The following is a 22,760-nucleotide window of genomic DNA, read 5'->3' on the forward strand; positions in this document are numbered from 1 at the left end:
GCGCAACCGGCCACCAGGGCCAGTGCCTGCGCAACGTAAATGGCTTGGGAGCGTTTTGGGTGGCGGCGCATGGTCAGGCTTCCATCTCGGCGGGTTCTTCGATGGCTGCCTCGGCTGGGTAGGCGCTGCGCACGTCATCGATCTCCACGCCGTACTGCGTGGCAGCGGCCAGCAGCGCCGCTGGCGCCTCTGGCTTGCCATAGCTGAACGCCCGGATATGGTCCACCAGCGCGCAGTCCAGGAGCAGGGCGTTCAATTCGTTGTGCGACATGCGACCGGCCTTGTCTCTCAGCGCTTCAATGTCCTCTGCGTCATGCAGCGCCAGGAGCGTGTCCCTGTCCTTGTAGGCCACACCTGCAATGGCCACCTGCGCAATCAGCCGCAGTTCGAACATGCCCATGCCCACCCGGGTCGCTGTCTCGCGCACCTTGCGCAGCGCGGCGACATTCAGCCGGGTCTGCGCCGCCGCCTTGGCGTCACGGACCTTTTCCTCTTCCTTGCGGTCAAGCTCGTAGGCATTCCAGTTCATGCGGGAATTGGTGGGTTTGGCCGCTGGCGTCTTGACGCCTGCAGCCTCGGCTTCCTTGCGCTTGACGACCTCGATGGTCTTGCCGCTGCGCTGGTCCTGGATCGTCAGAATGGTGACGGCTGGGCCGGCCGTGCCTAGGTTGGCACTCTTGAGGGCTTCGCGCATCTGCGAAACAGGGATGTAGTCGCCCTTGACGTTGCCCTGCGCATCGACCGCCTTGCGCGCTGCGTTGCCGACCACCATCACCTTGCCCTTGGATTCCAGCGCTTCCTGCTGGCGCTTGAGTTGGGCTGTCTTCTTGCCGGCAAAGCAATCGGAGTCGGTGCAGACGTTGTCGCCCTTGGGCGTGTAGTCGTTGTAGCCCTTCTTGTCGAGCATGTCGGCATACACGATGGGGTCAACGCCCGAACGCTTGGGGCATGCTGTGCAGGCGCCTGCACTCTCGACCAGACCGGCGTCATCGAGCACCCACAGCGCCGCTTTCAGGTCCAGCGTGAACTTCTCGGCCAACTCAGAGCGGGCAGTGCGGTAGCTTTTCAACTCGCCTGCATAGCCGCCTTCAAGCGCCAGGGCCAACGCCTTGGCTTGGTTCTTTTCGCCTGGCACCCGGGCCACCAGCGTGGCGACTTCGGTGCGTAGCTTGCCGGCCCGCAATGCCATCTGGCCGGCTGGGTGCAGCGTGGCCAGCTTTAGACGGTTGTACACGTGGGTGCGGCTCTTGCCGATCTGCCGCGCCAGCTCGTCCTTGGTGATCCCGTGCGCGGCGATGAATGCCGCATACCCCAGCGCCTCGTCAATCGGGTCCAAGTCCTTGCGCTGGACGTTTTCAACTGCCTGCAGCTGGGCGCTTTGCGCGTCGATCAGGTCGCGCACGATGGCCGGGATGAATTCGAGCCGGGCCAGCTGTGCAGCGCGGTGCCGGCGATGGCCAAACACCAGCTCAAAGCTGCCATCGCCCCGGGGGCGAACCAGCACGGGCTGCATGATACCTACGGTTTTGACCGACTCGGTCAGTTCTTCCATTTCAGCGGCTGGGAAGTTAGTGCGCGGATTGAAAGGGGATTCGTGTACCGTGCCCAGCAGCAGCTGCTCGACGCGGTTGACCTTGGCGTCCGTGTAGAGGTTGATCGTGGCCAGCTGCTTGACCAGGTGGTCACCCGGATATACCTTGGTCGGGTCATACGTGTTCCAGTCGTCGGTCGTGACCACGAAGACCTTGCCGTCGTCGGTGGCGATCTGGTAGTGGGTCTTGCTGTTGCGCGCAATGATTTGGACCTTCTTGCCGGCGTAGGGATGCGCATCGCCATCGATGTCGCTCAAATTCAGGTTGAGGTTGACCTCCTTGCCGATCAGCAGGGTCGAGAGTTTGGGGGCTTTGGCCATGGTGGACTCCTGGGCTTAATGACTTAATGGAAAGACGGTGCGGCGCAACTGGGCATAGCCCGGCTCTGCGCTGACGCAGGCGGTGCCTGCCGGCGTGATGCGGTAGCTGCGGTACACCGGCTCGATCAGCCTGTGGCGGATCAGGGCGCCGAGAGCGGGCAGCATGTCGCTTTCCCGGCCGATCTCGCGGCGCAATGTCTGTGCGCTGGCCAGCTGGACCTTGTCCATGAAGCGCAGGACATGGCGCGCAACGTGCGGCAAGTCGCACATCTGGACCACATACGCGGACGGTGCAGGCATCTGCACGGGCAGGGCAGCGCGCTGGTGGCGCAGCGAAAATTCACGCATGGCGACGGCCGCGAGCATGCGCAGCGTCTGGGGCGATGGCGTGGTGCGCATCATGACCGGCTCAGCCTGGAATAAGTGGCGCCCATGTCGATCACATCGGCATCGCCCATGCCGGTTTCGGCCATCAGCCAGGCACCCGTGACAACGCCCTGCAGGTGCTTGATGTCGTGGCAGTTGTGGATCACCAGGTCCGGCGCAAACTGGCTGCCGTCCGCTTCGCTGATGTGGCTGGTGTTGTGCTTCAGGCCTGGCCGCCTGATGTCCCAGATCACGCCGCCCATGGCGCGCACCGCTGCCGCTTCATTCGCAAACCGCACGTCGCTGATGACGTGGCGGAACTGGTTGCTTTGCTGCTGGGCATGAACCCGGGCTTTCAGGGTGCGTGTCCAGTAGTCCTGGCCGCAGTAGGTGCGGCGGTATTCGGTGCCCCACCATTGCATGATTTGCCGTGGCGAGCGGGGAGCGGAAAATTCCTCTTTCACGCTCTTGCCGGGCTCTAACCATTTGCACTGCTCGATCACCGCCATCGCAAAGCCGTTGTCGGTGCTGCATCGGCTCAGCGCCAGGGCCTGGGTAGGCTCTTCCTTGGTGTCGCGCCGAGTCAACATGGACAGGTCGATCTTGTAAGCCTGGCAGATCTCGGTGCGCAGTGCATCGGCAAACGCCATCTGCGAAAACCGCAGGTGCGTTGCCAGCAGCTGGGCCACCGTGTCCTTGCCGCTTCCGGCCAGGCCGCACAGGCCAATGATGTCCGAGCGCATCATGCCTGTGCCTGGATGAGTTCGCCCTGCAGCGCGGCGCTGGCCTGGCCGTACTGCACGCTGTCGGCCTGGCGGTTGCAGGTGCGCAGCAAGTCCATGGCCAATGCCTCGGCTGGGGTGCGTTGCTGGCCGATGCGGGGGGTGCCGGCATCGGTTTGCACGGCAACGCCCTTGCCCTTAGGCAGATCGATTAAAACAATGGTGACGGTGGTCATACGATGCGCAGTCCTGGAGTTTGTGGGGTGGCGGGTTTTTCGGCATGCTTGAGCCAGCTGGGCGCCAGGGGCGCAAGCTGGCAGGTCTTGACGCTGGCGCGCAGCTGGTTCTGCACGCTGCGAAAGTGAAAGAGTTCTAGGTCCAGGCACCGGCCCGAGGTGAGTTCGTTGCGGTGCCGGTCGTAAAACGTGGCGGCTTCCTTGCCCAGCCACTGCACCGTGATGCCGTCCGGAAACAGCCCGGCGGTGTCGCGCAGCACCAGCACCATGCCCCGCGTGGTGTCTGCTGCCATGCAGGTGCCGGCGCTCATGCGCAGGTAGGCGCGGATCGGAAGGGTGCTTGGCTCGGACATTGCGGTTTACTGGATGTAATGAACGGTCGCGGCACCATCGGCTGGCAGCAGGAACGTCCAGGCGGGCGGTGCGTCGGGGTAGCGCTGCTCGGCGTCAAGCGCGGCCTGCAGTTGGCCCGCAAAGACGCCGGTGTATTCGGCCACGCCGGGGATCAGGATGCGAAAGCTCAGCATGTGGCACCGCCTTGCATGAGCTTGGTGCTTTCTGGAAAGGCGAACATCAGGCCACCCGTGTTTGTTAGCTGCTCAAGAGACATATCTGCCGATTCTTTGAGCTTGATTTCGCTGCTGATCATTGCGAGATAGAGCGGCTCGCTTTTGTCGCAGGCCTTTTGTGTGGACAGCAGGCGACTGAAAGCCATCAGAGCTTCGAGCTTGGCGGTCTCGCGAGTCCACGCAGGCAACCAGAAATTGGCGCCATCGCCTGTTTTCGGCAGCATGGGGAAAGGCATTCGGCGGGCCTTGACGGGCCGCTTGGCGCTGGCTGTGCAGGCGTCTGCACAGGGTTCGCTGGGGGAAGGGGTGTTCAATTGAGCCTCCGAGGTAAATAAGCCCGCAAGGTGGGGGTCGGCTTATGGCTGCCTGGCGCTTCGAGGATTCGCTGCGTTAGGAGAATAATATTCCGAATAAGGAACATATGCAATAACAATAACGGAACAATGTTTATTATTCGGAATATCAACGGGTCCTATACGGAATTTGTTGAATGCTTTTGAACTCTGGTTCCGCAGGTTGAATGTTTCCTGTGCTGCTGTTGGTGAATGCCCAACAAAAACAGAGCCTTTCATTGATATCTGGTACCCTAAAGGTGTCGCCAAATAGACTTTCCAGGGGGTAATTCCTATGAAGCTTTACTACTCACCATCACGCATTTCCAATGGGCCGCGCATAAACGAAGCAAGACTGGACGGGAAAAACGTCTCTTTGCAAAGGGTTAAAGCCGTGGCCCTTAGCGCCTCCGCATCGCACGTGAGTCCACCTGCGCGTGAAGCGGCGCAAGATTTTGGTTTCTTTCCCAAGGACGTCCAAGGCGTGATTGTTCGTTGGCCCAGCCTGTAAGGCAGGCCAAAAGGCTGAGCACGATAGCCGGCCAGCGGGGCATCACGCCCTTCACGCGGGATGATTTCTTCTATGTCACCAGCAAGGTGACGCAAGAGCCCGACCGCTTGGTATTAGTGGGTGGGCAAGCCTTGGAAACCTGGGGCGTGCTCCTCAAGGTGCCTACGCCCAACGGCCAGCTCCACCCGTTAACCGAAGACACCGACTGGCTGGGGGACCGTTCCGATGCGGTATGGCTGGCCAATTTGCTGGGCGTTGAGCATACCGAGTTGTGGAGCCCTTCATTTGATGACTCCACCACCGCCGCAGCGTTGTTGTACCTGGAGCGGGTAGAGAGCCAGGTGCTGATGATGGATTTTTTGCGTTGCGTCACCGGCCTTGAAAATCAGGAAATAGACCAGTTGGCCGCTGAAATCGAAGTGCCCGCACCCGATGGCGGCAGTATCAAGTTGCGGGTGCTGCACCCGCTGCACTGTCTTGTCAGCCGCATGGCCAACCTGGCGGTGCATCCTCGCAAGCGCCAGGGAAACGGGCCCATGCAAGCCCAGTGGGCCGTGGACATTGTGCGAGCCTATCTTAAAGATTTGGTGCAGAGCGCTACTGAAGGTCAAATTCGCAAGGCTTGCCACAAGGTGGCCGATATGGCCGAATTTGGTCATGCAGAGTATTGCTATTTGCACTTTGGCATTGATCCCTTGCTGGCCATAACCGGCGACGTGCTTGCCGCTGGCGGAGAAGGCTTTGTCACCCTGGACTGGCCGCGTACCGTGGCGCGCATAGAAGGCCGGCGCCGAAAATGGCTGGCCCGACAACAGCACATCAGGGAGCGTGCCAAGCTACGGGCGGGCTAAGGAAAATCCTTTGTCTTGCACTTGCACTGTGCGTCACTGGCTGGCTAGATCACGCCCATGTCTTCCAGAATGTTCTGGGCCATGGCCCGTTCACTGCTGAATGCGTGCAACTTGGCGCCGCTCTTTTTAAGCAGCCAGGACAAGCCGTCAATTTCCTTTTGAATCACGCCCATGTCTGCCCTGGTAAAGCCCTCAATGTCCAGTGGCTGCAGCAGGTACATGATGTTGGAAGCGCTAGGGTAAACCTCGCGGGCCTTGAGCACCGCATTAGCCGCCCTGTCTAGGTAGGCGCTGCGGTGGTAATGGGTTTTGTACCAGGCTGAGGCAATCGAGCCTCTGTAGTCGCCTTCTTTGCCGGCACCGAAAATCTGCAAATCAATCTGCACCTCGCCGCCGTCCTGGGCCGACACCACAGGTGCTGCACGCCAGAATTCTGGCGCTTTTTTGCTGTGCATGTGCTTGCTCAGCAATTCACGTACAGTTTTGCGAACATTGCGCGTGGTGTGGGCATGGTCGTCGCCATCGAGCCGCTCGGCCGCGTTTTCGCGTGATCCCAGCGGCACCATGCGCTTAAACATGCTGTCCACAATGCTCTGCGGCGTTTCACCACGCACGAACAACGGTTCTCCCAAAGAGATGTTCCACCCCGAAGGAATCCGGACTCCTTGCCCCAGCGCTTGCTCGGCCTGATCAATCAAGAAACCTGCATCGTCGGCCATGTCGTCGTTGTACAGGCAGCGCAGCCCTGACAGGTTGCTCAGAAACCGGCTGGTGATGCCGCCGCCCTGATGATCTGTAAACACCACGCCGACGTTAAGCTGTTCGCCCGTGGCCCTGTCCAGACATAGGCGTGCAACTTGCCAGATCCCTTCAGCCCTGGGCTTGAAGGGTATGTCTTTTGGGTCAAGGAGTTGCAACAGCGAATGCATGAGGTGAAGTCAGGTTAAGAATCCCAAATCGTTTGGACAAAAGCGAGTCTACGCGGTGCATGCGCTCGTTCAAAAAATAAAGCCATTGGGCGCTTGTGCCTGGCGACAGCTTGGCGCACCAGTAGGCGATTTCGAAGAACACAGAACGCATATTTTGCGCCTGATGCAAGGCGCTGTCACTGCACCGCTTGAAACCGTCTGTTCGGGCGGCCGATGCGCTGATATTGCCGTATACATACATATTGTGGTGGATGGCGTTGGCAAACCCATGGTCCAGCAGTCCTTCGAGCTCATCGCCGTGCCAGCAGGGCTCGGCATTGCGGTACAGCAGTCTGCCGTGGTCGATCAGCGCAAAGTCCTGGTGCGCTTTTCGCACCATGTTGTAGGGGTGCCGGTCAGAGTTGCCGGTGTATTCGTCAAGGGCGATGGCGTCATGCACGTGAGGCCAGTGGGCTTGCTCGGTGATGAGTGCGTCGGTGTTTAACAGCCCGGTGGCCTGGGTGCGGCTGATCTCCTGCGTGCAAAAGAACAGGCGCACGCCGCCGGGCAACTCAGGGGGCAAGGCGCCGTGTGTGAAGGCTGGCAGTTCGCTGGAGCGTATGTTGGCCAGGAATGCCGAGGCGGCGACCGGCAGTTGGCCGGCGCGGGCCAGCAACCAGCCGCTGATCTCGTTCAGGCACATCACGACGCCTTGCCGCACCGAGAGGTCGATGGCCTTGGCATAGACGTCAGTCGGGCCTGTGCCGGGCAGGTCAAACTGGCAGTGGAGCACGGGGCAGACATTGTCCTGGTCGTCATTGGCCCACCGGTAGGGGGTAATGAAATTATCGGGGTTGGCCAGTCCAATCAGGAAGTGGTTGGGCTGGTAGGTCATGACTTGTTGGCGGCCTTGTTAACGAGGTCGGTGGTGCGGGTGACCGGCTTGGCTTTTAGCACCATGTCCGCCACGGGCGTTGATTGGGCAGGTGGGTTGATGCGCTGCAGGCTGTCGTGCAGCCAGGCAATGTCGCCTTCTTCTAGTTGTCCGGCCAGCGTGCGGGTGCACAAATCTTCGACGAGCGCGCGCGCCCGCGGTGACATGGCGCGCCACTCCTCATCGGGCATAACGGGCGGGCGCGGCTCCCCCATGCGTAAAGGCTCGCCGGCGGCCAGCCGCTTGAGCAGGTCCGGGTCAAGAATGTCGCAGGCCCGCAGCTTGAAGGCCTTGGCGACCTTTTCTACGCTATCGATTTGAGCGGCACCTTCATCCAATCGCATTCGACGAATTGTCGTTTTTGGGACGTCCGCAAGGATGCTCAGCGAATGCTCTGTAAGACCAGCGTTTGCGTCTATCAAGCCTTTGAGATTTTTAGAAAGAATGGCTGTTGTATCCATGTTTCTAGTTTGGCCCATCAAAAAGAACAATAATGGATTTGTGAAGTTCCGAATTCGGACTCATAATGCGACCTATGTTTATTAACTTACACAGCCATGTTCTGGCCAAGTTGGCTGCGCGTGAGATTCCCTGGACGCAGGTGGCACGCGACACCGGCATTCCGTATGAAACCCTGAAAAAGATTGCATCGGGCCGCACGCCCAATCCAGGGGTGCAGCATGTGCAAAAGCTGGCTGACTACTTTGGGGGCAGCTTGCTGGCCAGCGACCGGCCCGCAGAATCCGAAAGCCAAGCCATGCCAACGCCTCAAGAGGTTTTCATGAAGTTGGCCGATGGGCTGGCGTTACAAGAGCGGCGCATTGGCCCGACTGACCGGCGCATGGTTAAACAACAGTTTGACGGTCCGGAAAAGCGCATCTCTCTGGTGCCGCACCGGACTGTTGATCGTAGGCAGGTAGATATCGCCAGCGAAGGGCAGGGGGTCTGAGATGGCTAGTGCTCGAAAATTGAAAAATCGCCACGCTAAGAGGCATGTCCGGTCACAACTGGCTTTTGCAGTTGCGGCTGATCCGCTTGATGCTTTTGGCGAGGTTGTCCTGACGCTGTGGTCTGGTCGCCGGGTTATCAGTCGTTCGCTAAGCCCTGAATGGGCGGCTGCGCTGGCCCGCTTGCTTACTCCTGATGGCCAATCACCATCTGTCGCGGTCGATTCCTCTGCTCCTGTTGACGGGAAGTGCGGGCCGGAAGTCGGTCTGAACACTGGCTTTGCACAAGAGGCAAAAGGCAGTGTATTTGGACACGCGCAAGACGCTCTTCTTGCCGGCATCGAAACAAGGCTGACACAAGAAATGCTCCGGCTCGTCGGCCCGCTCCGGGAGTTCGCTCGCCGGTCGCAGCTTATACGCGAAGAAATCCCCAACGAGGCCCAGTTTTGCAAGCTGATATCTGCCGCACTCCCGATCATCTCGCTCCATGTCGCTAATGCGTTCCTGGAGAGCGCGCAGAAGAACACCTTTGCTGGTGATGGCGTTTTGTACCTCAATGATATTGGCTTGAGCCTGAATGATCTTGTCCGTGAGATCGATCTGGAGGGCCGCAAATTTCTGGCGGTCGCGCTCGTTGAGCGTAAATCCAGCGACATCTTTAAGGAAGGTGTAGCTAGCCTGAAGGGCTGCAATAGCTGTGGCGGTTTCCATTTATGAGCATTCCCTTTGTTGCTGATGGTCGTGTGACAACTCCATTGTCCAGCTTTGGGGATGCTCGCCTTTTGCGTGTCCGGCACCTTGATATCAACAACGCAGGGCAGGGTTCGTGATATCAGCCAATACCCAACCATTTGGTGATGGCCGAAGCCGTTACCTGATTCATAACTGCGGCAAGCCAACCGCCCAAAAACATGAAAACTGCAAATGCAGCTTGCATGAGCCGGTAGCGCCAAGTGTTTTTGCGCAGTTGGGCGGTCAACTCGTCCGCAAACAGCCTTCCGCTCAATGTCGGCGCGAAGCCAACCAGGGCGGTGACTTCGCCGTGCGATTCGCGAGACCTGCTTGTTATGTATTGACCGGTTGCATGGAAATTGTCGATCAACTCCTTTGCGGCCCAGTAGTCGGACTTCTCGGGATTCCCACTGTTCGACAACAGCTTGAGGTACGTTACTTTGAAATTCTTTGATTGGGTCGTTGCCATCTTGTTCGTTGTCGGGTTCGTTTTTGGTACTGCTTGGACCAAAGGCTACCTGATTCCCAACTTCTTTCCCGAACTTGTTGGTGCTGTCGTATTTGAAAGCACCCAAGGCGTGGGGCAGGGCTTGTGATGCTTTCATCACTGCCGCTGACTGGTCAGCATTTCCCAGTCTTTCCACAGCGCCGCGTCGAGCTTGCCCTGGCAGTCGGCCAGCGCCTGATCGATCCGGGCCAGTTCGGCCCTGAGCAGATCCGCATACCCCTGGACTGCGGCTTCGCAGGTGCTGCAGCTGGGCATCGGACCGTCCGCCAGGCCGGCAATGCGCTCGGCCAGCGATCCCTCGCAATGCAGGCATTGAAGTTTGATGACTTGGTTGTCGAGCGTCGAATCCATGATTTTTCCTTTTCATCCGTGAGGTGCTTTTCATGAGACCAACTATCTCAATTCCACCTGGCCTTGCCTATGGCGAAAATGAGGCGCTTCCAGCCAACCCGGCCGGTCGTGATGTGCGCATGGCCATCGCGCACCTGGTGCATTCATTTCCTGGCGGTGTCCTGGCGCTGGCCAAGCGCTCGGGCGTGTCGGCCAACACCTTGCAGCACAAGGCCAATCTGAACAACGACACGCACCATCTGCGGGTCGATGAGCTGCAGCTGCTGCAGCATGCAACGGGTGATATCGGGCCGACTCAGGCGCTGGCCGCTGCCGAGGGATATGTCTGCATTCGGATCAACCCGGTCGAGCCCACCAGCCTGCTCGATGGCCAGGCGCGCATTCAAGATGCCCTTGCCGAGTTGACCCGTGCGGCCTGTGACGCGACGGCTTCGGGCTTGCCGGTCACGCGCACCCAGATCAATCGTGTCGAGTTTCACCAGGGCGAGCTGATCGGCGCGATCAATGCGTTTGGCGCCTTGGTGCGCAACAGGGTGCCCCGCACTTCCGAGGATTCAAAGTGATATCTAACGTTGCCACCACATCCCGCCAGGCACTGGCGCGCCTCTCGCAGCCCGGCAAGAACACGCAGGGCGACGACATCTTTGAAGTGATATCTAAGGCGTGCGCTGCCGGGCGCAAAGACCTGAGCCTGCGCGAGATCAAGCATCTGTACCAGGACAGGTTTTCGCGTGATATCGATGTGTCCACGGTTTCGGCACGCGTCCATGCGCTGGTCAAAGCCAAGCGCCTGGTGCACGCTGCCGAGTCCAGGCTCTGCGCTTGGAGCGAACGGTCGGTGCTGCCTGTGAGCTTGGCGCCCACGCAACCCGATTTGCCTTACTGATATCAAAGGATTGATTCGTGAGCTTCCTGATATCTACCGCCTGCGTCCGCCTCAAGATGCCCGGCGTTGCTAAAAATGTTCTGATGCAGCTGGCCGAAATGTCGAACGACCACGGCTTTGCGTTTCCCTCGATTGACTACCTGTGCATGCGCACCTGCTGGGGCCGGTCGGCGGTCATTGAGGCGCTCAACTTTCTTGAAGAGCAAAAGGTCATTGCCCCCAATCGGGAGAGCGGGCGCAATACAACGTACTGGGTCACGCCTGAAAACTGGGCAGGCGAACGTTATCCGGACAAAGCCTTTGACCCGTCCGCCAGCCGGACCCGTTCGCCAGCCGGACCCGTCCGCCAAACGGACCCGACCCGTCCGCCAGCCGGACTAGACCCGTCCGCCAAACGGACACTAGTATCAATTAATACCAATGAGTTAAATACACCCCCTACCCCCAAGGGGGCGGCGAGTGGGTTTGCTGAATTTTGGAAAACCTATCCGAAGAAACTGGCCGAAGCCGAAGCCCGCAAGCGCTGGGACAAGCTGGCGCCCGATGTTGCGCTGCAGGCGCGAATTCTTCAAGCCGTTCGGGTGCAGGCCGCTGGCGAGGCTTGGCTGCGCGATGCAGGCCGGTACGTGCCCAAGGCTTCGGCTTGGCTGAACGGCGAGCGCTGGCTTGACCAGGTGACGGATGCTGCTGGCGGCGTGGCTGAAGTTGCCGGTGTGGTGCATGTCGAAGGCTCGCGGGGCCATGTCGAGCAGATTGCGCTGCAGCTGGGCATCAAGGCGTGGGACGCGATGGAGCAGTTCCCGGTTTACAAGGCCCGGGTCATGGGTGCGATGGCTGAGCGCCAGCAGGCCAGGGCGGCATAAGCCATCATGGAAATTTCCCTCAAGATCGAAAACCTGGGCGCGGTCGCTGACACGCTCAAGCAGCTGAGCGGCGATCAGGCGCGGGTGGCGTATGCCAAGGCGATCAACGACACCGCCTTTCAGGTGCGCCGGGCCATGCAGGCAGAGATCAAGTCCGTGTTCGACCGGCCCACGCCGTACATCGTCAGCAGCCCGCGTGTGATCCTGGCCACGCCCGGCAAGCTGACCGCCAGCATTGCGCCTGCCTACATGGGCGGCAAGGGCATTGATCCGCAGAAGATTCTCCAGGCGCAGGAATTCGGCGGCGCCCGGCGTGACAAGCGCAGCGAAGCGGCATTGCGCCGGGCCGGCATCCTGCCTGCTGGCTACTACACCGCCATCCCTGCCACGCCGTACCCGGGCAGCGATGACGGGCGCGGCAATGTGCGCGGCCCGTTCCTGGTGCAGCTGATCACCTACTTTCAAGCTGCAGGCGAGCAGGGCTACAAGGCGAACATGACCGACAAGCGCAAGCGCTCGATCCACAAAGGCACGGCCAAGACCGCAGGGCGGCGCTACTTCGTGGCGTATGGCCATCTGCGCAGCGGCAAGACGCAGCACCTCGCGCCTGGCATCTGGGCGGCGTCTGGTCCTTACGGTGTGGACGTCAGGCCTGTGCTGATGTTCGTCAAGGCACCAATCTATCAGGCGCGCCTGAGCATGGAGCGCGTGGCCAAGTCGGTGGACGTGCAGGAATACCTGGACCGTCGCCTTCGCTTTCGCATTCGAGAGGCGGCCGGCGTTTGAACTTGATTGCCCGTCGCCAGTCGGTCGGCCCGACCCCCGCCGGGTCAATGGGTCCTCCCGAAAGGGTGCGCTGTACGGGTAATTCGAACCTCGATTTTTTTCTAGTTCACAGGTTTCACTGGAGGTAAGTAAGTATGAGGATCAAGGGGCAAGAGCAGATCGCAGCGCTGTTTGGCGTGGCACCCAAGACCATCACCGAGTGGCAGGTGTTCGGTTTTCCGGTCGCTTTTCAAGGCGGGCCGGGCGTGCCGAGCGAGTACGAGTCGCCTGCCTGCATCGCCTGGATGGTGGGGCGCGAGGTGTCCAAGATCAGGAGCGAGACGCCCAAGGATCGGCTGTCGCGGCTGCAGGGCGACAAGCTGGAGCAGGAAATGCTGCGCGACGCCGGCAAGCTGATCCCGGCCTCGGAGATCGAACCGATGTGGGAAGGCGCCGTGATAGCCGCCAGGGAGTACTTGCTGGGCGAGCCGCCGCGCATTGCGTCGCTCTCCATCGGCATGGAAAAGCCTGCGCTGGAAGAACTGTTGCGCACCACGTTCGAGGCGTACCTGGTCAAGCTCTCCAACTGGCGTGCCGCCATGCAAGAAGATGATATCGAGCCGGACGAGGCCTCCGACGAAGACGGGTATCACGGAGATGACGCCTGATGCTTGGCACGCCTGGCGGATTCAATGCGGCTGCATTGGCCCGCGTGGCCGTGCGCGCCATGTTTGGCCGCGTGTGGTTCAAGCACCGCCCGCTGCCTAAACTGACGATCACCAGCTGGGCGACAAACTACCGTGTGCTGAGCGAAGAGGAATCGGCGCTCAAGGGCCGCTTCAGCTGGGACGTGTCGCCTGCGCTCAAAGGCATTGCCGACGCGGCCAGCCTGCCGGGCACCCGCAAGATCGCGGTGCAAAAGAGTGCTCAGGTTGGCTACACGGCCGGCATCGTCTGCAACGTCATCGGATATCACATCCATTACCGGCCCAGCGTGATCGTGGCCGCTTTCCCGCGCTCGATGGCGGCCAAGGACTTTGCCAGCGAAAAGCTCGACCCCATGATCCTGTCCACGCCCGTGCTGTGCAAGCGCATTGCACTCAAGAGCCGGGCGCAGGGCAACAGCATGCTGCGCAAGCGTTTCCCGGGCGGGCTGATCAAGCTGGTCGGCACCAACAGCCCGAGCGATGTGAAGTCCACCAGCGCTCGCCTTGTGGTGGTCGAGGAGCCCGATGACGCGAGCAGCAACGTCAAGGGGCAGGGCAACAGCTTGAAGCTGCTCGAAGAACGGGCCAAAACCTACAACGACCACCTGATCCTGATCGGCGGCACGCCCACGGCCAAGGACGCCAGCGCCATCGAAGACGAAATGAAAAAAAGCGACAAGCGCTATTTTCATGTGCCCTGCCATTCCTGCGGTGAGGCGCACGTCCTGGCTTGGGAAAACGTCACCATCCCGCAAGCGCCCGAGGGTACCGCTCCGCGTGATGTGTATGGCACGCAGCGATGGGAGGATTCGTTTTACACCTGCCCGCATTGTGCGACCGTCTGGACCGATGAAGACCGAATTTCCAACCTGCGCCGGGCCGAATCAGCCGGTGCCGGCTGGATCGCCACGGCCGACAGCACCGTGCCGGGCTTTTACCTGAACGAGCTGCTCAGCACGTTTGACGGCTCCCGCGTTCCGGTCCTGGCCCGCAAATACCTCGAAGCCAAAGACAACATGGACAAGGGCGACGTCAACGACATGATCGCCTTTTACAACAGCACGCTGGGCCTTACTTGGGAATACAAGGGCGAGCTGCCTGAAGAGGATGAGCTGCGGGCGCGTGCCGAGAAATACCATGAAATGACGTGTCCGGCCGGAGCGGTCGAGGCCTTGATGACGGTGGACGTGCAGCACGACCGGGTCGCGGTCACCGTCTGGGTGTTCGGTCGGGGCGAGGAAATGTGGCTGGCGTTTTGGGGCGAGTTCTACGGCAGAACCGTGGTTGAGCATGCCGGCGCCTGGATCGAACTGGAGCAGTTCATGGCCCGGGGTATCTTGCATGCGTCCGGCGCAGGCCTGGGCATTCGTGTGGTCGGCATTGACTCGGGCGACGGCCAGACCAGCGACGCGGTGTATGCGTTTTGCCGCAAGCACCACCGCCACGACCGGCCCGTGCTGGCCATGAAGGGCGCCTCGGACAATGTCGGCAAGGTCGAGATCTGGACGCCGCCCAAGGCCATCGATCCGAACCACCGCGCCACCAAGGCCAGCCGGGCAGGCGTGATGGTCCACTTGGTGGGTACGGCCAAGGCCAAGGATCTGCTGCTGGGCTGGTCGGAGCAGGGTGGACGCATTCGCCTGGAAGGCAGCGGCCCCGGGCGAATGCACTGGTATGAGGGCGTGCGCGATGACTTCTATGAGCAGATTCTGGGCGAGATCAAGATTCCGAGCCGGAACAATCCCAGCAAGCGCGTCTGGAAAGAGCGCAAGGACCGGGCGCATGAGGCGCTCGATTGCACCGTCTATGCCCTGTACCTCTACCGCCACCTCAAGCTGCACCTGAGAAAGCCCATGCAGTGGGACATTGCCGAGCGCCGGCTGCGCCAGGCTGAGCTGTTGCCGGTTGACATGCCGGCGCTGGTAATGCCCGCGCAGGCCAATCCGGTGCAGGCGTCTGCACAGCCGGCATCGCCTGCGCAGTCCGGGCCACTTGAGTCCGTGCAGGCGTCTGCACAGGCGCCCGAGTCGTTGCTTGCCCAGCCCGTTTCACCACCACCACCTGCGGCCCCGGTTCGACCGCGCCGCCGAGCCAGTTCGTTTGCCAGCCCAGATTGGGCCTCCAGGGGATTCAGATAAATGACCATGACCAAAACAAAACACAAAGCCCTCACCGCCGGCCAGGCCGAAGACGCCGCGGTGCAGCTGCAGCAGGATCTGGTTGAGATCGTGCGCGAGGAGATCGGCATGCATGAAGCCATTGCCTCGGTATTTGCCAGTGCTGTGGTGCGAGGCCTGCGCCGTCGCATGGGCGGGGGCGAGCTGTACATTCCTGCGCCGGACCGCTCCGACCGGGACGCCGGCATCCGGCGCGAGTTCGATGGCAAGAACCTGGTGCATGTCATGGCGAAGTTCAATGTCAGCCGCACCCGGGTCTATGAAATCTGCGCACGTCGTGACCTCAAGGATTCGCAGCTTGTCGCCTCGGTCTGAAAGTCCGGTTCTTCCCCTAGAAACCGGACATGGATGCAGGTAGCGTAACGGCATGACCACATCCACCACCATGCTCCAGCTTTACCTGGACGCCGAAACCGCCATCCTCGCCGGCAAGACGATTCAGTTCGCCGGTCGCACCCACACCATGGAGAACCTGGACGTGATTCAAAAAGGCCGGCGCGAATGGGAAGGCCGGGTCAGCACCGAAGCCGCTCGCGCCGCTGGCGTTCCAACCTTTGGCGGTCTTCGCTACAAAACCGCACGCTTCAACTAAGGCATCCCGTGAAACTACTTCAAACCCTCGGCTCGGCATTTGACCGGGTTGTTTCTGTCACGAATCCCGTCAAGGCGGTGCAGCGGGCGCAGGCCCGGCGCGTCTTTGCGGTCTATGAGGCAGCGGCGCCCAGCAAGCAGCGCAAGGTGCGCAAAGCCAACCAAAGCCCGAACACGCTGGTCGGCTCATCGGCGGCGGCATTGCGAGCGCAGGCGCGGTTTCTGGAGCGCAACCACGACCTGTCCCGGGGCGCCATTCGCACGCTGGTGAACAACGTGGTGGGACCCAACGGAATCGGCGTGGAGCCGCAGCCGCGCCGGATGGATGGCACCATCCACAAGGAATACGCGGCGGCGCTGCGCGAGGCCCGGCGCGACTGGCAGCGCTGCCCGGAAGTCACGCGGCGCCATTCGGACGCGCAAATGCAGCGGCTGCTGGCCAAGACCTGGCTGCGCGACGGCGAGGCCTTTGCGCAGATGCTCACGGGCACCGTGCCCGGACTGGACCACGGCACGCGCGTGCCGTTTTCGCTGGAAATGTTCGAGCCCGACATGGTGCCGCTGGACTACGACGACCCAGACAAGTTCATCCGCCAGGGTATGGAGTTCAACAACTGGGGGCGCTGCCGGGCGTATTGGGTGTACAAGTCCGATCCCCGCGAGCAGCTGGCCTGGCTCAATAGCAGCGCATCGCTCAAGCGGATCTCATCGGACAACGTGCTGCACATTGCCCAGATGGACCGCATCGGCCAGGCCCGCGGCGTGTCGGAGTTTGCCAGCGTGATTACCCGGGGCGAAGATCTGAAAGAGTACGAGGAGTCCGAGCGGATCGCGGCCAAGGTGGCGGCATCGATGACGGCTTACGTCAAGCGCCTGGCCGCGACCGAAACGGGCTATACCGGCGAAGGCCTTGAGAAGGACGAAGACGGTCATGTCAAGCCGCGTGAACTGCAGATGGAGCCGGGCATGATCATCGATGACCTGGTGGCCGGCGAAGAGATCGGCATGATCAACAGCAACCGGCCCAACCCCAATCTGATCGGCTGGCGCGCCGGCCAGTTGCGTGCGTTCGCCGCTGGTATTGGCACCAGCTACTCCAGCCTGAGCCGGGACTACAACGGCACCTACAGCGCGCAGCGCCAGGAGCTGGTCGAGCAGTGGGTCAATTACGCCGTGCTGTCGGACGATTTCTCTTCGGCCATTGTCCAGCCAGCCTATGACCAGTTCGTGATCGCGGCGCATTTGAGCGGGGTGGTTCGCATGCCTGCAGACCTCAAGCCCGGCACGGAAAACGACTGCCTATTTGTCGGCCAGTCGATGCCCTGGATCAACCCGATGCATGAGGCGACTGCCTGGGAAAAACTGGTGCAGGCCGGCTTTGCCAGTGAGGTCGAAGTCATTCGCAAGCGTGGCGCCAATCCGAATGACGTGCTGGAGCAGATATCCACCTTCAGAACCACGGCCAAAGAAAAGGACCTTGTCTTCAGCAGTAATGCAGCCACGCGCCAGACTACGGTCAGCGTGTCGGCTGTACCGACTGTGCAGCAACAGGAAACCGCCGACAACGCGCAGGGAGTAAACGACAACACAAATAACCAATAAGGTCAGACCAGTATTGAAAATGAATGCCTTTTTCAATTTAACAGCAGTTGGTCGTCAGGATCAAAGGCTGTCATTAAGGTTGGTGTTCAGCACATGCCGAAATAGTTAGATTCACAAAATCTTGTTGAAATCGATAACATAACCTGCACCCCGCATCTCTTTGGCAATCTCCATTTGCCAATTCGTGTCATCGACGTACACCACTCCGCTAACATCGCCCGGGAGTTCAACCTTTCCACTTACAAGTGGAACAACGTGTCCACGCGTGAGCTTCGCGATCAAAAAGCCGTGTTCGAATACAACATTTTGTCTAGCCCGAACATTAAGCTCACCTTTTTCTGCAGCTAACTTCGTATTGCCGGCATCATCACCAGTGTAAAGAACGATAGCAAAACCAACGTCAGAATTCGCTTCAATCTTCTCAATGATTGTCATACCTTTGCTGGCCTGCTCATGCAAGATAACGGCTTCAAACCCTAACTTCTCTATGAACCTTGCTGTCTTCGACTTTAGTAAATCGTCGTGACCGTGCACTATGAAAACGCGTTTATTAGATAGCGAGGGTTTTTTTGGTTTTTGATCTTGAATAACCTCTCGTGGTTCTGAAAAACTGTACTCATCATTTGTAACGTCTATTTTTAATGAATCAATGAAAGCTAAACATGGCTCACCATCTTCCCGCATAAACGTATCTTCATCAGACTCATTACTAGCCACGAAAAATGCAAATTTATGCAGCTTTTCATCTAGTCTTTTTGAAGCTCCAGGAAGGCTTTCATCTAAAAATTTTCCGAATTGATTTCTCCATGCCGCCATACGTTCTCGCCCGAAAGAGGACCCACGCCTTGAGTACGCGCTCAAAACATCGCTTAGCAGTCGATCACGAAACAGTTCCAGTTTAGTGAGTACGTTGTCTTTATTCATTCTGAATTTTCTTTAAATATCTAACAATAAAAATACCTTGCCCCAAGAGCGTGGACATTGAAATTCTATAAATCCTAGAAATGTGAACATCGCAAAGGTTAGAGAATTTACCGGTCATCTTAAAGGTAGCTTCAAATAGTCCGGTTTCTCCCCTAAAAACCGGACGCACTTTCTTACACACTGACAAGCATCTGTCCCGATGCAACTCTTTTAGAGGTCATGTGAAATGAGCAAGAAAGCAACTCCCTGGTACGCCATCCGCCGCCGCACCGCCATGGCCGCTGCCGTGCTGGGCGTGGTGGCAGCAGCCGAAATCTACATCTACGGCGACATTGGCGAGAGCTGGTACGAGGAAACCGTATCGGCCGCCACGTTCGTCAAGGAACTCAACGAGATCGATGCCACGGCCATCACTGTGCGCATCAACAGCATTGGCGGTTCGGTGCCGGACGGCCTGGCGATCTACAACGCATTGCGCCGGCACAAAGCCGAGGTCACCATCGAGATCGATGGCATGGCGTTCTCCATCGCCAGCCTGATCGCTATGGCCGGCGACAAGGTCAACATGGCCAACAACGCCATGCTCATGATTCACGGCCCCTGGACGTATGCAGCCGGCAACAGCGTCGAGCTGCGCGAGTTGGCCGACCAGCTCGATGTCTGGGCCGCTGCCATGTCTACCAGTTACGCCGCACGCACGGGCGACCAGCCGGCCATGCTGGCGCTGCTCACCGATGGCAAGGACCACTACTACACGGCCGAGCAGGCGCTCGCCGAGAAGTTTGTCGATGCCATCACCGACCCGATGCCCGTGGCCGCGTCTGCCAGCCGGGATCTGCCACTTAACCGTTACCGCTCACTGCCTGCAGCTTTGCAGACCGTGGGCATTCTCGCGGCTGCCGCCGCACCATCTCAGGAGCTTTCCATGTCAACCCCAACCTCGGCGGCCAACCAAACCCCCGCCGCCACCCCTAAAGATCCCGCTGCGGTCCTGGCCGAAGACAAAGCGCGTCGCGGCCAGATCCGCGCCAGCTTTCAAGGCTTCGCCAGCCGTGAGGGCGTGTCCGCGCTGCAGCTCGAATGTGAGGACGACCATGCCTGCTCGCCCGAAGCTGCCGGCCTGAAGCTGCTGGCCGTCCTGGGCAAAGACGCCTCCAGCGTCAATGGCAAGAACATCGTCACGCTGGAAGATGAAACCGACAAGGCGCGCAAGGGCACGACGCAGGCGCTGCTGGCCCGCGCTGGCGTGGTCAAGGCCGAAGGCGCCAACCCCTTTCGCGGCTTCACGCTGACCGAACTGGCCCGCGCCAGCTTGACACGGGCCGGTTACCGCTCTGAAGGCCAGGACAAAAAGACTTTCATCGGTGCGGCCTTCACGCACGGCTCCAGCGACTTCGGCAGCATCCTGGCCAATGTGGCTGAAAAGGCCATGCTCAAGGGCTATGCGGAAGCGGCCGAAACCTTCCAGCTCTGGACCCGTGCCGGCGAGCTGCCCGACTTCAAGCCCGGCAAGCGCGTGGATCTCAATGCGTTTCCGAGTTTGCGCGAAGTCGCGGCCGGTGCTGAGTACAAATACGCTTCCATTGGCGACCGTGGTGAGACCGTGCTGCTGGCCACTTACGGCGAGCTGTTCTCGATCAACCGCCAGGCCATCATCAACGACGACCTGGGCGCCTTCACCCGCATCCCGCAATTGATGGGCCGCGCTGCGATTCGCACCATCGGTGACCTGGTTTATGCGGTGCTGACCAGCAATCAACCCATGAGCGATGGAATTGCCCTTTTCCATGCCGATCACGGAAATCTGCTAACCGCTGGCGCCATTTCCACGGCGGCTGTCGATGCGATGGGCGCAGCCATGGCCAAGCAAAAGCAGGGCGCTGCCACCTTGAACATTGCCATGCAGTACCTGATCGTGCCGCGTGCCCTGAAGGGCTTGGCCAATGTGGTGCGCAGCAGCGAATTCGATGTGGGCGCCGACAAGAAAAGCTCCATCCCCAACAGCGTGCGCGATTCGTTCGAGGTGATTGCCGACGCCCGGCTCGATGCCACGTCGGCCACGGCCTGGTATGGCGCGGCCAGCTCGGCCAGCAACGACACCATCGAGGTCAGCTACCTGGACGGCAACCAGGCCCCCGTGCTGGAGCAAAAGGACGGCTGGGGTGTGGACGGCACCGAGTTCAAGGTGCGCATCGATGCCGGCGTGGCGCCGCTGGACTTCCGCACCCTGGCGAAAAACGCGGGCTAAACGCCGCCGCTGCACTGCCATGCATCGCGCCTGGCAGTGCCACCAACCCCATATTTTTTAGAGAACCATCATGAAAACTTTCATTCAGCCCGGCAAGGTTATCGATTTTGTTGCGGCAGCTGCCGTTGTCTCCGGCCAGGTCGTGCGCATTGGCCAGATCCTGGGTGTGTCGGCTTCCGATGTGGCCATTGGTGACACCGGCCAAGCGCACATCGAGGGCGTGTTTTTGGTGCCAAAGATCCCCACTGCAGTGATTGCCCGGGGCGAGTCGCTGACCTGGGATGCCTCAGCTGGCGCGTTTGACGATGCCACTACGGCGACAGCTGTTGGCGATGTGCAGGGCGCGCCCGCTGTTGCCTTCGAGCCTGCCGGCAATGGCGTGGCAACCATCGCGGTGCGTTTTACCGGCGTGCCCGGCATCGTCGCGGCTTAACCGTACAGACGTCTGCACAGCATCATGACGCTTGCCCCTTTCGCCTCACTGCAAGCACGCGCTAACCGCGCCGTGCTGTCGCGCCTGGCCAATGCCACGGCAACCTACCTGGGCGGCCAGCCGTTCGGGGTGCTTTTCGAGCGCACCCCCGCCGAGCCGTTTGGCGAAGTGGTCGAGGCGTCTGCGCGCACCTGCTCGCTGGACGGCGCGATGGCGCCGGGCATTGCGCAGGGCAGCCTGCTCATGATCGATGGCGCAGCTTACCGCGTGAGCGGCAGCGCTGAGCCCGATGAAACCGGCTGGCTGCAGCTGCAAGTGTTCCCGGTGGTTTGACATGCTCGCCCTCGAATCCCATCTCAAGGCCCGCCTGGCGGCCCTGTCCGCCCTGACGGGCTGGGCCGTGCGCACCGGCACCGAAGCAAGCGAGCGGCGCGCAGTGCCCGCTGCCGATGTGCGCTGCACCGGGGCGCGAACGACCGACAGCGAGACGACAGCCGTCACGCTTGACCCGGCCTGGACCGTCACCCTGGTCGTGCCGCGCAGCGACCAGGCAGCCGGACAGCTGGACGCGGCGCTCAATGCCGTGATCGGCAGTCTGCACAACTGGCATCCCGGCCAGCTGTCGGGCCGGGTGTGGCGGCGCCTGGCGCTGCAGACCGTGCGCGAGCCCGAGTTTACCGCCGAAGGCCAGGCTGGCCTGGAGCTGGTGTTTGCCACCAGCACCGTGTACCACGGCCAGGTGCTGACGCGCTGAGCCTTCTTTTTTTCCAAACCTCTTACCGAAAGCATCCCCGCCATGTCCATCATCAAACAGATCTACAAGCCGTCCATGACCGTCGGCCAGGTGTACGCCAAGGTCTACGGCAGCCCTGGCCTGCCGCTGCCCATCGGCAACGTGCTCGAACTCGGCCTGGAGCACGACGAGGACGTCAAGAAGCAAGACGACATGACCGCCCTGGGCGGCGGCACTCATGCCGAGGTGCGCCGCATCAAGGATGCCAAGCTCACCATGAAGCTGGCCGACCTGAACGTGGTCAACATGTCCCGCGCCATTTTTGGCGAAGCATCGGAAAAGGCCGCAGGCGAGGTCGAGGACGAGGCGCATGCCGCCACGCTGGGCGGCTTGGTGCGCCTGGCGCACATCCAGCCCACGGCCGTGACGGTCAAGAAAGGCGCCAGCGCTGGCGCTGCCACGGTGGTGACAGCGCCGGGCAATTACGAAGTGCGCCCCGAAGGCATCTTCATCAATGCCGATGCTGCGGGGGTGACAGAAGCCGACAAGCTCTGGATCAGCTACACCTACGGCGCTTATGCCGTCATCGAGGCCATGACCACCAAGTCGGTCGAGCTGCAGCTGACCTTTGGCGGTCTGAACGAGGCGGACGGCGGCAAGCCGGTGGTCGTGGACATCTACCGCGCCAGCCAGGGCATCACCAAAAAGCTCGCGCTAATCAACAAGGACTTTGGCGCCCTGGACGTCGAAGGCTCGGTGCTGCTCGATCCGACCAAGACCGGCACCGGCATCAGCCGCTACTACAGGGTCTCGATGGCCTGACCCACCCGGCGCGCAGCCTGCGCGCCACCCCCGCCACGGCGCCGCACAGCGCCGTGCGGCTTCAAGTGCTGCTGCCAAAACGGCATCAGTTGAAGCCGCTGCATTGCCCGTTGACCCTATTTACTGAGCA

General features: G+C 60.5%; 31 protein-coding genes. 18 read left to right on the forward strand and 13 right to left on the reverse strand.

The window, feature by feature from the left end; all coding sequences use genetic code 11:
- Positions 1-73: 73 nt before the first annotated feature.
- Genes EC86_RS0106400 through EC86_RS0106430 form a run of 7 tightly spaced genes read right to left on the reverse strand, consistent with a single transcriptional unit; the run spans position 74 to position 4,029 of the window.
- Entirely contained in the window at positions 74-1,912 is a 1,839-nt protein-coding gene (locus EC86_RS0106400) for a ParB/RepB/Spo0J family partition protein (protein WP_029524840.1), read from the reverse strand.
- Between the two features lie 15 nt (positions 1,913-1,927).
- Entirely contained in the window at positions 1,928-2,314 is a 387-nt protein-coding gene (locus tag EC86_RS0106405) for a hypothetical protein (protein WP_029524841.1), read from the reverse strand.
- Positions 2,311-3,024 (reverse strand): deoxynucleotide monophosphate kinase family protein, encoded by a 714-nt coding sequence (locus EC86_RS0106410; protein ID WP_029524842.1) that lies wholly within the window; start codon positions 3,022-3,024, stop codon positions 2,311-2,313. Before EC86_RS0106410 ends, EC86_RS0106405 begins: the two co-directional genes overlap by 4 nt.
- Positions 3,021-3,236, reverse strand: coding sequence for a hypothetical protein (locus EC86_RS0106415; protein WP_029524843.1), 216 nt, complete (start codon positions 3,234-3,236; stop codon positions 3,021-3,023). Before EC86_RS0106415 ends, EC86_RS0106410 begins: the two co-directional genes overlap by 4 nt.
- The gene (locus EC86_RS0106420; protein WP_029524844.1) at positions 3,233-3,589 is read right to left on the reverse strand and encodes a hypothetical protein; all 357 of its coding nucleotides are present in this window, start codon (positions 3,587-3,589) and stop codon (positions 3,233-3,235) included. The genes EC86_RS0106415 and EC86_RS0106420 overlap by 4 nt, the downstream gene beginning before the upstream one ends.
- A 6-nt stretch (positions 3,590-3,595) precedes the next feature.
- Positions 3,596-3,763: a hypothetical protein gene (locus tag EC86_RS28615; RefSeq protein WP_156955242.1), complete on the reverse strand. Its 168-nt coding sequence runs from the start codon at positions 3,761-3,763 to the stop codon at positions 3,596-3,598.
- Positions 3,757-4,029: a hypothetical protein gene (locus tag EC86_RS0106430; RefSeq protein ID WP_029524845.1), complete on the reverse strand. Its 273-nt coding sequence runs from the start codon at positions 4,027-4,029 to the stop codon at positions 3,757-3,759. The genes EC86_RS28615 and EC86_RS0106430 overlap by 7 nt, the downstream gene beginning before the upstream one ends.
- Before the next feature lie 403 nt (positions 4,030-4,432).
- On the opposite strand from EC86_RS0106430, the gene EC86_RS28620 reads away from it, so the two are divergent.
- Both EC86_RS28620 and EC86_RS0106435 read left to right on the forward strand, forming a co-directional pair.
- The gene (locus EC86_RS28620; RefSeq protein WP_156955243.1) at positions 4,433-4,648 is read left to right on the forward strand and encodes a hypothetical protein; all 216 of its coding nucleotides are present in this window, start codon (positions 4,433-4,435) and stop codon (positions 4,646-4,648) included.
- Complete coding sequence (locus tag EC86_RS0106435) at positions 4,633-5,499, forward strand: hypothetical protein (protein ID WP_029524846.1); 867 nt, start codon at positions 4,633-4,635, stop codon at positions 5,497-5,499. Before EC86_RS28620 ends, EC86_RS0106435 begins: the two co-directional genes overlap by 16 nt.
- A gap of 44 nt (positions 5,500-5,543) precedes the next feature.
- Here the strand turns inward: EC86_RS0106435 and EC86_RS0106440 are convergent, their stop codons facing one another.
- Genes EC86_RS0106440 through EC86_RS0106450 form a run of 3 tightly spaced genes read right to left on the reverse strand, consistent with a single transcriptional unit; the run spans position 5,544 to position 7,802 of the window.
- Entirely contained in the window at positions 5,544-6,428 is an 885-nt protein-coding gene (locus tag EC86_RS0106440; RefSeq protein WP_156955244.1) for a hypothetical protein, read from the reverse strand.
- Positions 6,403-7,302, reverse strand: coding sequence for a hypothetical protein (locus EC86_RS0106445; protein ID WP_029524848.1), 900 nt, complete (start codon positions 7,300-7,302; stop codon positions 6,403-6,405). Before EC86_RS0106445 ends, EC86_RS0106440 begins: the two co-directional genes overlap by 26 nt.
- Positions 7,299-7,802 (reverse strand): hypothetical protein, encoded by a 504-nt coding sequence (locus tag EC86_RS0106450; RefSeq protein WP_156955245.1) that lies wholly within the window; start codon positions 7,800-7,802, stop codon positions 7,299-7,301. The genes EC86_RS0106445 and EC86_RS0106450 overlap by 4 nt, the downstream gene beginning before the upstream one ends.
- Positions 7,803-7,876: 74 nt before the next feature.
- On the opposite strand from EC86_RS0106450, the gene EC86_RS0106455 reads away from it, so the two are divergent.
- Positions 7,877-8,290: a helix-turn-helix domain-containing protein gene (locus EC86_RS0106455; protein WP_029524850.1), complete on the forward strand. Its 414-nt coding sequence runs from the start codon at positions 7,877-7,879 to the stop codon at positions 8,288-8,290.
- Between the two features lies 1 nt (position 8,291).
- Positions 8,292-9,005, forward strand: a complete 714-nt coding sequence (locus tag EC86_RS28625; RefSeq protein WP_156955246.1) for a hypothetical protein — start codon at positions 8,292-8,294, stop codon at positions 9,003-9,005.
- 115 nt (positions 9,006-9,120) lie between these two features.
- On the opposite strand, the gene EC86_RS0106465 is transcribed toward EC86_RS28625, so the two are convergent.
- Both EC86_RS0106465 and EC86_RS0106475 read right to left on the reverse strand, forming a co-directional pair.
- Entirely contained in the window at positions 9,121-9,489 is a 369-nt protein-coding gene (locus EC86_RS0106465; RefSeq protein ID WP_156955247.1) for a hypothetical protein, read from the reverse strand.
- A 135-nt stretch (positions 9,490-9,624) separates the two neighbouring features.
- Positions 9,625-9,879: a hypothetical protein gene (locus tag EC86_RS0106475; RefSeq protein ID WP_029524853.1), complete on the reverse strand. Its 255-nt coding sequence runs from the start codon at positions 9,877-9,879 to the stop codon at positions 9,625-9,627.
- Between the two features lie 32 nt (positions 9,880-9,911).
- Here EC86_RS0106475 and EC86_RS25945 point away from each other — a divergent pair, with 32 nt between their 5' ends.
- The 9 genes from EC86_RS25945 to EC86_RS0106520 all read left to right on the forward strand — a co-directional run bounded on the left by EC86_RS25945 (position 9,912) and on the right by EC86_RS0106520 (position 17,470).
- Positions 9,912-10,442, forward strand: a complete 531-nt coding sequence (locus EC86_RS25945; protein ID WP_156955248.1) for a phage regulatory CII family protein — start codon at positions 9,912-9,914, stop codon at positions 10,440-10,442.
- The gene (locus EC86_RS0106485; protein WP_029524855.1) at positions 10,439-10,765 is read left to right on the forward strand and encodes a hypothetical protein; all 327 of its coding nucleotides are present in this window, start codon (positions 10,439-10,441) and stop codon (positions 10,763-10,765) included. The genes EC86_RS25945 and EC86_RS0106485 overlap by 4 nt, the downstream gene beginning before the upstream one ends.
- 17 nt (positions 10,766-10,782) lie before the next feature.
- Positions 10,783-11,628, forward strand: coding sequence for a helix-turn-helix domain-containing protein (locus EC86_RS26960; protein ID WP_156955249.1), 846 nt, complete (start codon positions 10,783-10,785; stop codon positions 11,626-11,628).
- Between the two features lie 6 nt (positions 11,629-11,634).
- The gene (locus EC86_RS0106495; protein WP_029524857.1) at positions 11,635-12,414 is read left to right on the forward strand and encodes a hypothetical protein; all 780 of its coding nucleotides are present in this window, start codon (positions 11,635-11,637) and stop codon (positions 12,412-12,414) included.
- Positions 12,415-12,548: 134 nt separating this feature from the next.
- A complete protein-coding gene (locus EC86_RS26965; RefSeq protein WP_051675756.1) occupies positions 12,549-13,061 on the forward strand; it encodes a terminase small subunit in 513 nt (170 codons plus the stop codon).
- Positions 13,061-15,238 (forward strand): phage terminase large subunit family protein, encoded by a 2,178-nt coding sequence (locus EC86_RS0106505; protein WP_051675757.1) that lies wholly within the window; start codon positions 13,061-13,063, stop codon positions 15,236-15,238. The genes EC86_RS26965 and EC86_RS0106505 overlap by 1 nt, the downstream gene beginning before the upstream one ends.
- A gap of 6 nt (positions 15,239-15,244) precedes the next feature.
- Positions 15,245-15,592: a Mor transcription activator family protein gene (locus EC86_RS0106510; RefSeq protein ID WP_232229822.1), complete on the forward strand. Its 348-nt coding sequence runs from the start codon at positions 15,245-15,247 to the stop codon at positions 15,590-15,592.
- A 52-nt stretch (positions 15,593-15,644) separates the two neighbouring features.
- Positions 15,645-15,869, forward strand: coding sequence for a hypothetical protein (locus EC86_RS0106515; protein WP_029524861.1), 225 nt, complete (start codon positions 15,645-15,647; stop codon positions 15,867-15,869).
- An 8-nt stretch (positions 15,870-15,877) separates the two neighbouring features.
- Positions 15,878-17,470 (forward strand): phage portal protein, encoded by a 1,593-nt coding sequence (locus EC86_RS0106520; protein WP_029524862.1) that lies wholly within the window; start codon positions 15,878-15,880, stop codon positions 17,468-17,470.
- 111 nt (positions 17,471-17,581) lie between these two features.
- Here EC86_RS0106520 and EC86_RS0106525 read toward each other — a convergent pair whose 3' ends face one another.
- On the reverse strand, positions 17,582-18,394 hold the full coding sequence (locus EC86_RS0106525; RefSeq protein WP_029524863.1) for a TIR domain-containing protein: 813 nt from the start codon (positions 18,392-18,394) through the stop codon (positions 17,582-17,584).
- Positions 18,395-18,620: 226 nt separating this feature from the next.
- On the opposite strand from EC86_RS0106525, the gene EC86_RS0106530 reads away from it, so the two are divergent.
- From EC86_RS0106530 to EC86_RS0106550, 5 genes are all read left to right on the forward strand, one after another.
- Positions 18,621-20,642: a ClpP-like prohead protease/major capsid protein fusion protein gene (locus tag EC86_RS0106530; RefSeq protein ID WP_051675758.1), complete on the forward strand. Its 2,022-nt coding sequence runs from the start codon at positions 18,621-18,623 to the stop codon at positions 20,640-20,642.
- A gap of 70 nt (positions 20,643-20,712) precedes the next feature.
- Entirely contained in the window at positions 20,713-21,075 is a 363-nt protein-coding gene (locus EC86_RS0106535) for a DUF2190 family protein (RefSeq protein WP_029524865.1), read from the forward strand.
- A 24-nt stretch (positions 21,076-21,099) separates the two neighbouring features.
- The gene (locus EC86_RS0106540; RefSeq protein WP_156955250.1) at positions 21,100-21,408 is read left to right on the forward strand and encodes a head-tail joining protein; all 309 of its coding nucleotides are present in this window, start codon (positions 21,100-21,102) and stop codon (positions 21,406-21,408) included.
- 1 nt (position 21,409) lies between these two features.
- Positions 21,410-21,829, forward strand: a complete 420-nt coding sequence (locus EC86_RS0106545) for a hypothetical protein (RefSeq protein WP_029524867.1) — start codon at positions 21,410-21,412, stop codon at positions 21,827-21,829.
- 42 nt (positions 21,830-21,871) lie between these two features.
- Positions 21,872-22,630, forward strand: a complete 759-nt coding sequence (locus tag EC86_RS0106550; RefSeq protein WP_029524868.1) for a phage tail tube protein — start codon at positions 21,872-21,874, stop codon at positions 22,628-22,630.
- Positions 22,631-22,760: the final 130 nt, after the last annotated feature.

This window comes from Polaromonas glacialis, from assembly GCF_000709345.1.
GTDB lineage: Bacteria > Pseudomonadota > Gammaproteobacteria > Burkholderiales > Burkholderiaceae_C > Polaromonas > Polaromonas glacialis.

What these genes read in the sequence shown, in the direction of transcription:
- EC86_RS0106515 (WP_029524861.1), top strand. Translation starts at nt 15,645, where the DNA reads ATGACCACATCCACCACCATGCTCCAGCTTTACCTGGACGCCGAAACC.
- EC86_RS0106410 (WP_029524842.1), bottom strand. Translation starts at nt 3,024, where the DNA reads ATGATGCGCTCGGACATCATTGGCCTGTGCGGCCTGGCCGGAAGCGGC.
- EC86_RS28615 (WP_156955242.1), bottom strand. Translation starts at nt 3,763, where the DNA reads ATGCTGAGCTTTCGCATCCTGATCCCCGGCGTGGCCGAATACACCGGC.
- EC86_RS0106465 (WP_156955247.1), bottom strand. Translation starts at nt 9,489, where the DNA reads ATGGCAACGACCCAATCAAAGAATTTCAAAGTAACGTACCTCAAGCTG.
- EC86_RS28620 (WP_156955243.1), top strand. Translation starts at nt 4,433, where the DNA reads ATGAAGCTTTACTACTCACCATCACGCATTTCCAATGGGCCGCGCATA.
- EC86_RS25945 (WP_156955248.1), top strand. Translation starts at nt 9,912, where the DNA reads ATGAGACCAACTATCTCAATTCCACCTGGCCTTGCCTATGGCGAAAAT.
- EC86_RS0106530 (WP_051675758.1), top strand. Translation starts at nt 18,621, where the DNA reads ATGAGCAAGAAAGCAACTCCCTGGTACGCCATCCGCCGCCGCACCGCC.
- EC86_RS0106510 (WP_232229822.1), top strand. Translation starts at nt 15,245, where the DNA reads ATGACCAAAACAAAACACAAAGCCCTCACCGCCGGCCAGGCCGAAGAC.
- EC86_RS0106445 (WP_029524848.1), bottom strand. Translation starts at nt 7,302, where the DNA reads ATGACCTACCAGCCCAACCACTTCCTGATTGGACTGGCCAACCCCGAT.
- EC86_RS0106540 (WP_156955250.1), top strand. Translation starts at nt 21,100, where the DNA reads ATGACGCTTGCCCCTTTCGCCTCACTGCAAGCACGCGCTAACCGCGCC.
- EC86_RS0106420 (WP_029524844.1), bottom strand. Translation starts at nt 3,589, where the DNA reads ATGTCCGAGCCAAGCACCCTTCCGATCCGCGCCTACCTGCGCATGAGC.
- EC86_RS28625 (WP_156955246.1), top strand. Translation starts at nt 8,292, where the DNA reads ATGGCTAGTGCTCGAAAATTGAAAAATCGCCACGCTAAGAGGCATGTC.
- EC86_RS0106405 (WP_029524841.1), bottom strand. Translation starts at nt 2,314, where the DNA reads ATGATGCGCACCACGCCATCGCCCCAGACGCTGCGCATGCTCGCGGCC.
- EC86_RS0106545 (WP_029524867.1), top strand. Translation starts at nt 21,410, where the DNA reads ATGCTCGCCCTCGAATCCCATCTCAAGGCCCGCCTGGCGGCCCTGTCC.
- EC86_RS0106505 (WP_051675757.1), top strand. Translation starts at nt 13,061, where the DNA reads ATGCTTGGCACGCCTGGCGGATTCAATGCGGCTGCATTGGCCCGCGTG.
- EC86_RS0106550 (WP_029524868.1), top strand. Translation starts at nt 21,872, where the DNA reads ATGTCCATCATCAAACAGATCTACAAGCCGTCCATGACCGTCGGCCAG.
- EC86_RS0106440 (WP_156955244.1), bottom strand. Translation starts at nt 6,428, where the DNA reads ATGCATTCGCTGTTGCAACTCCTTGACCCAAAAGACATACCCTTCAAG.
- EC86_RS0106525 (WP_029524863.1), bottom strand. Translation starts at nt 18,394, where the DNA reads ATGAATAAAGACAACGTACTCACTAAACTGGAACTGTTTCGTGATCGA.
- EC86_RS0106535 (WP_029524865.1), top strand. Translation starts at nt 20,713, where the DNA reads ATGAAAACTTTCATTCAGCCCGGCAAGGTTATCGATTTTGTTGCGGCA.
- EC86_RS26965 (WP_051675756.1), top strand. Translation starts at nt 12,549, where the DNA reads ATGAGGATCAAGGGGCAAGAGCAGATCGCAGCGCTGTTTGGCGTGGCA.
- EC86_RS0106415 (WP_029524843.1), bottom strand. Translation starts at nt 3,236, where the DNA reads ATGACCACCGTCACCATTGTTTTAATCGATCTGCCTAAGGGCAAGGGC.
- EC86_RS0106430 (WP_029524845.1), bottom strand. Translation starts at nt 4,029, where the DNA reads ATGCTGCCGAAAACAGGCGATGGCGCCAATTTCTGGTTGCCTGCGTGG.
- EC86_RS0106450 (WP_156955245.1), bottom strand. Translation starts at nt 7,802, where the DNA reads ATGGATACAACAGCCATTCTTTCTAAAAATCTCAAAGGCTTGATAGAC.
- EC86_RS0106475 (WP_029524853.1), bottom strand. Translation starts at nt 9,879, where the DNA reads ATGGATTCGACGCTCGACAACCAAGTCATCAAACTTCAATGCCTGCAT.
- EC86_RS0106455 (WP_029524850.1), top strand. Translation starts at nt 7,877, where the DNA reads ATGTTTATTAACTTACACAGCCATGTTCTGGCCAAGTTGGCTGCGCGT.
- EC86_RS0106495 (WP_029524857.1), top strand. Translation starts at nt 11,635, where the DNA reads ATGGAAATTTCCCTCAAGATCGAAAACCTGGGCGCGGTCGCTGACACG.
- EC86_RS0106400 (WP_029524840.1), bottom strand. Translation starts at nt 1,912, where the DNA reads ATGGCCAAAGCCCCCAAACTCTCGACCCTGCTGATCGGCAAGGAGGTC.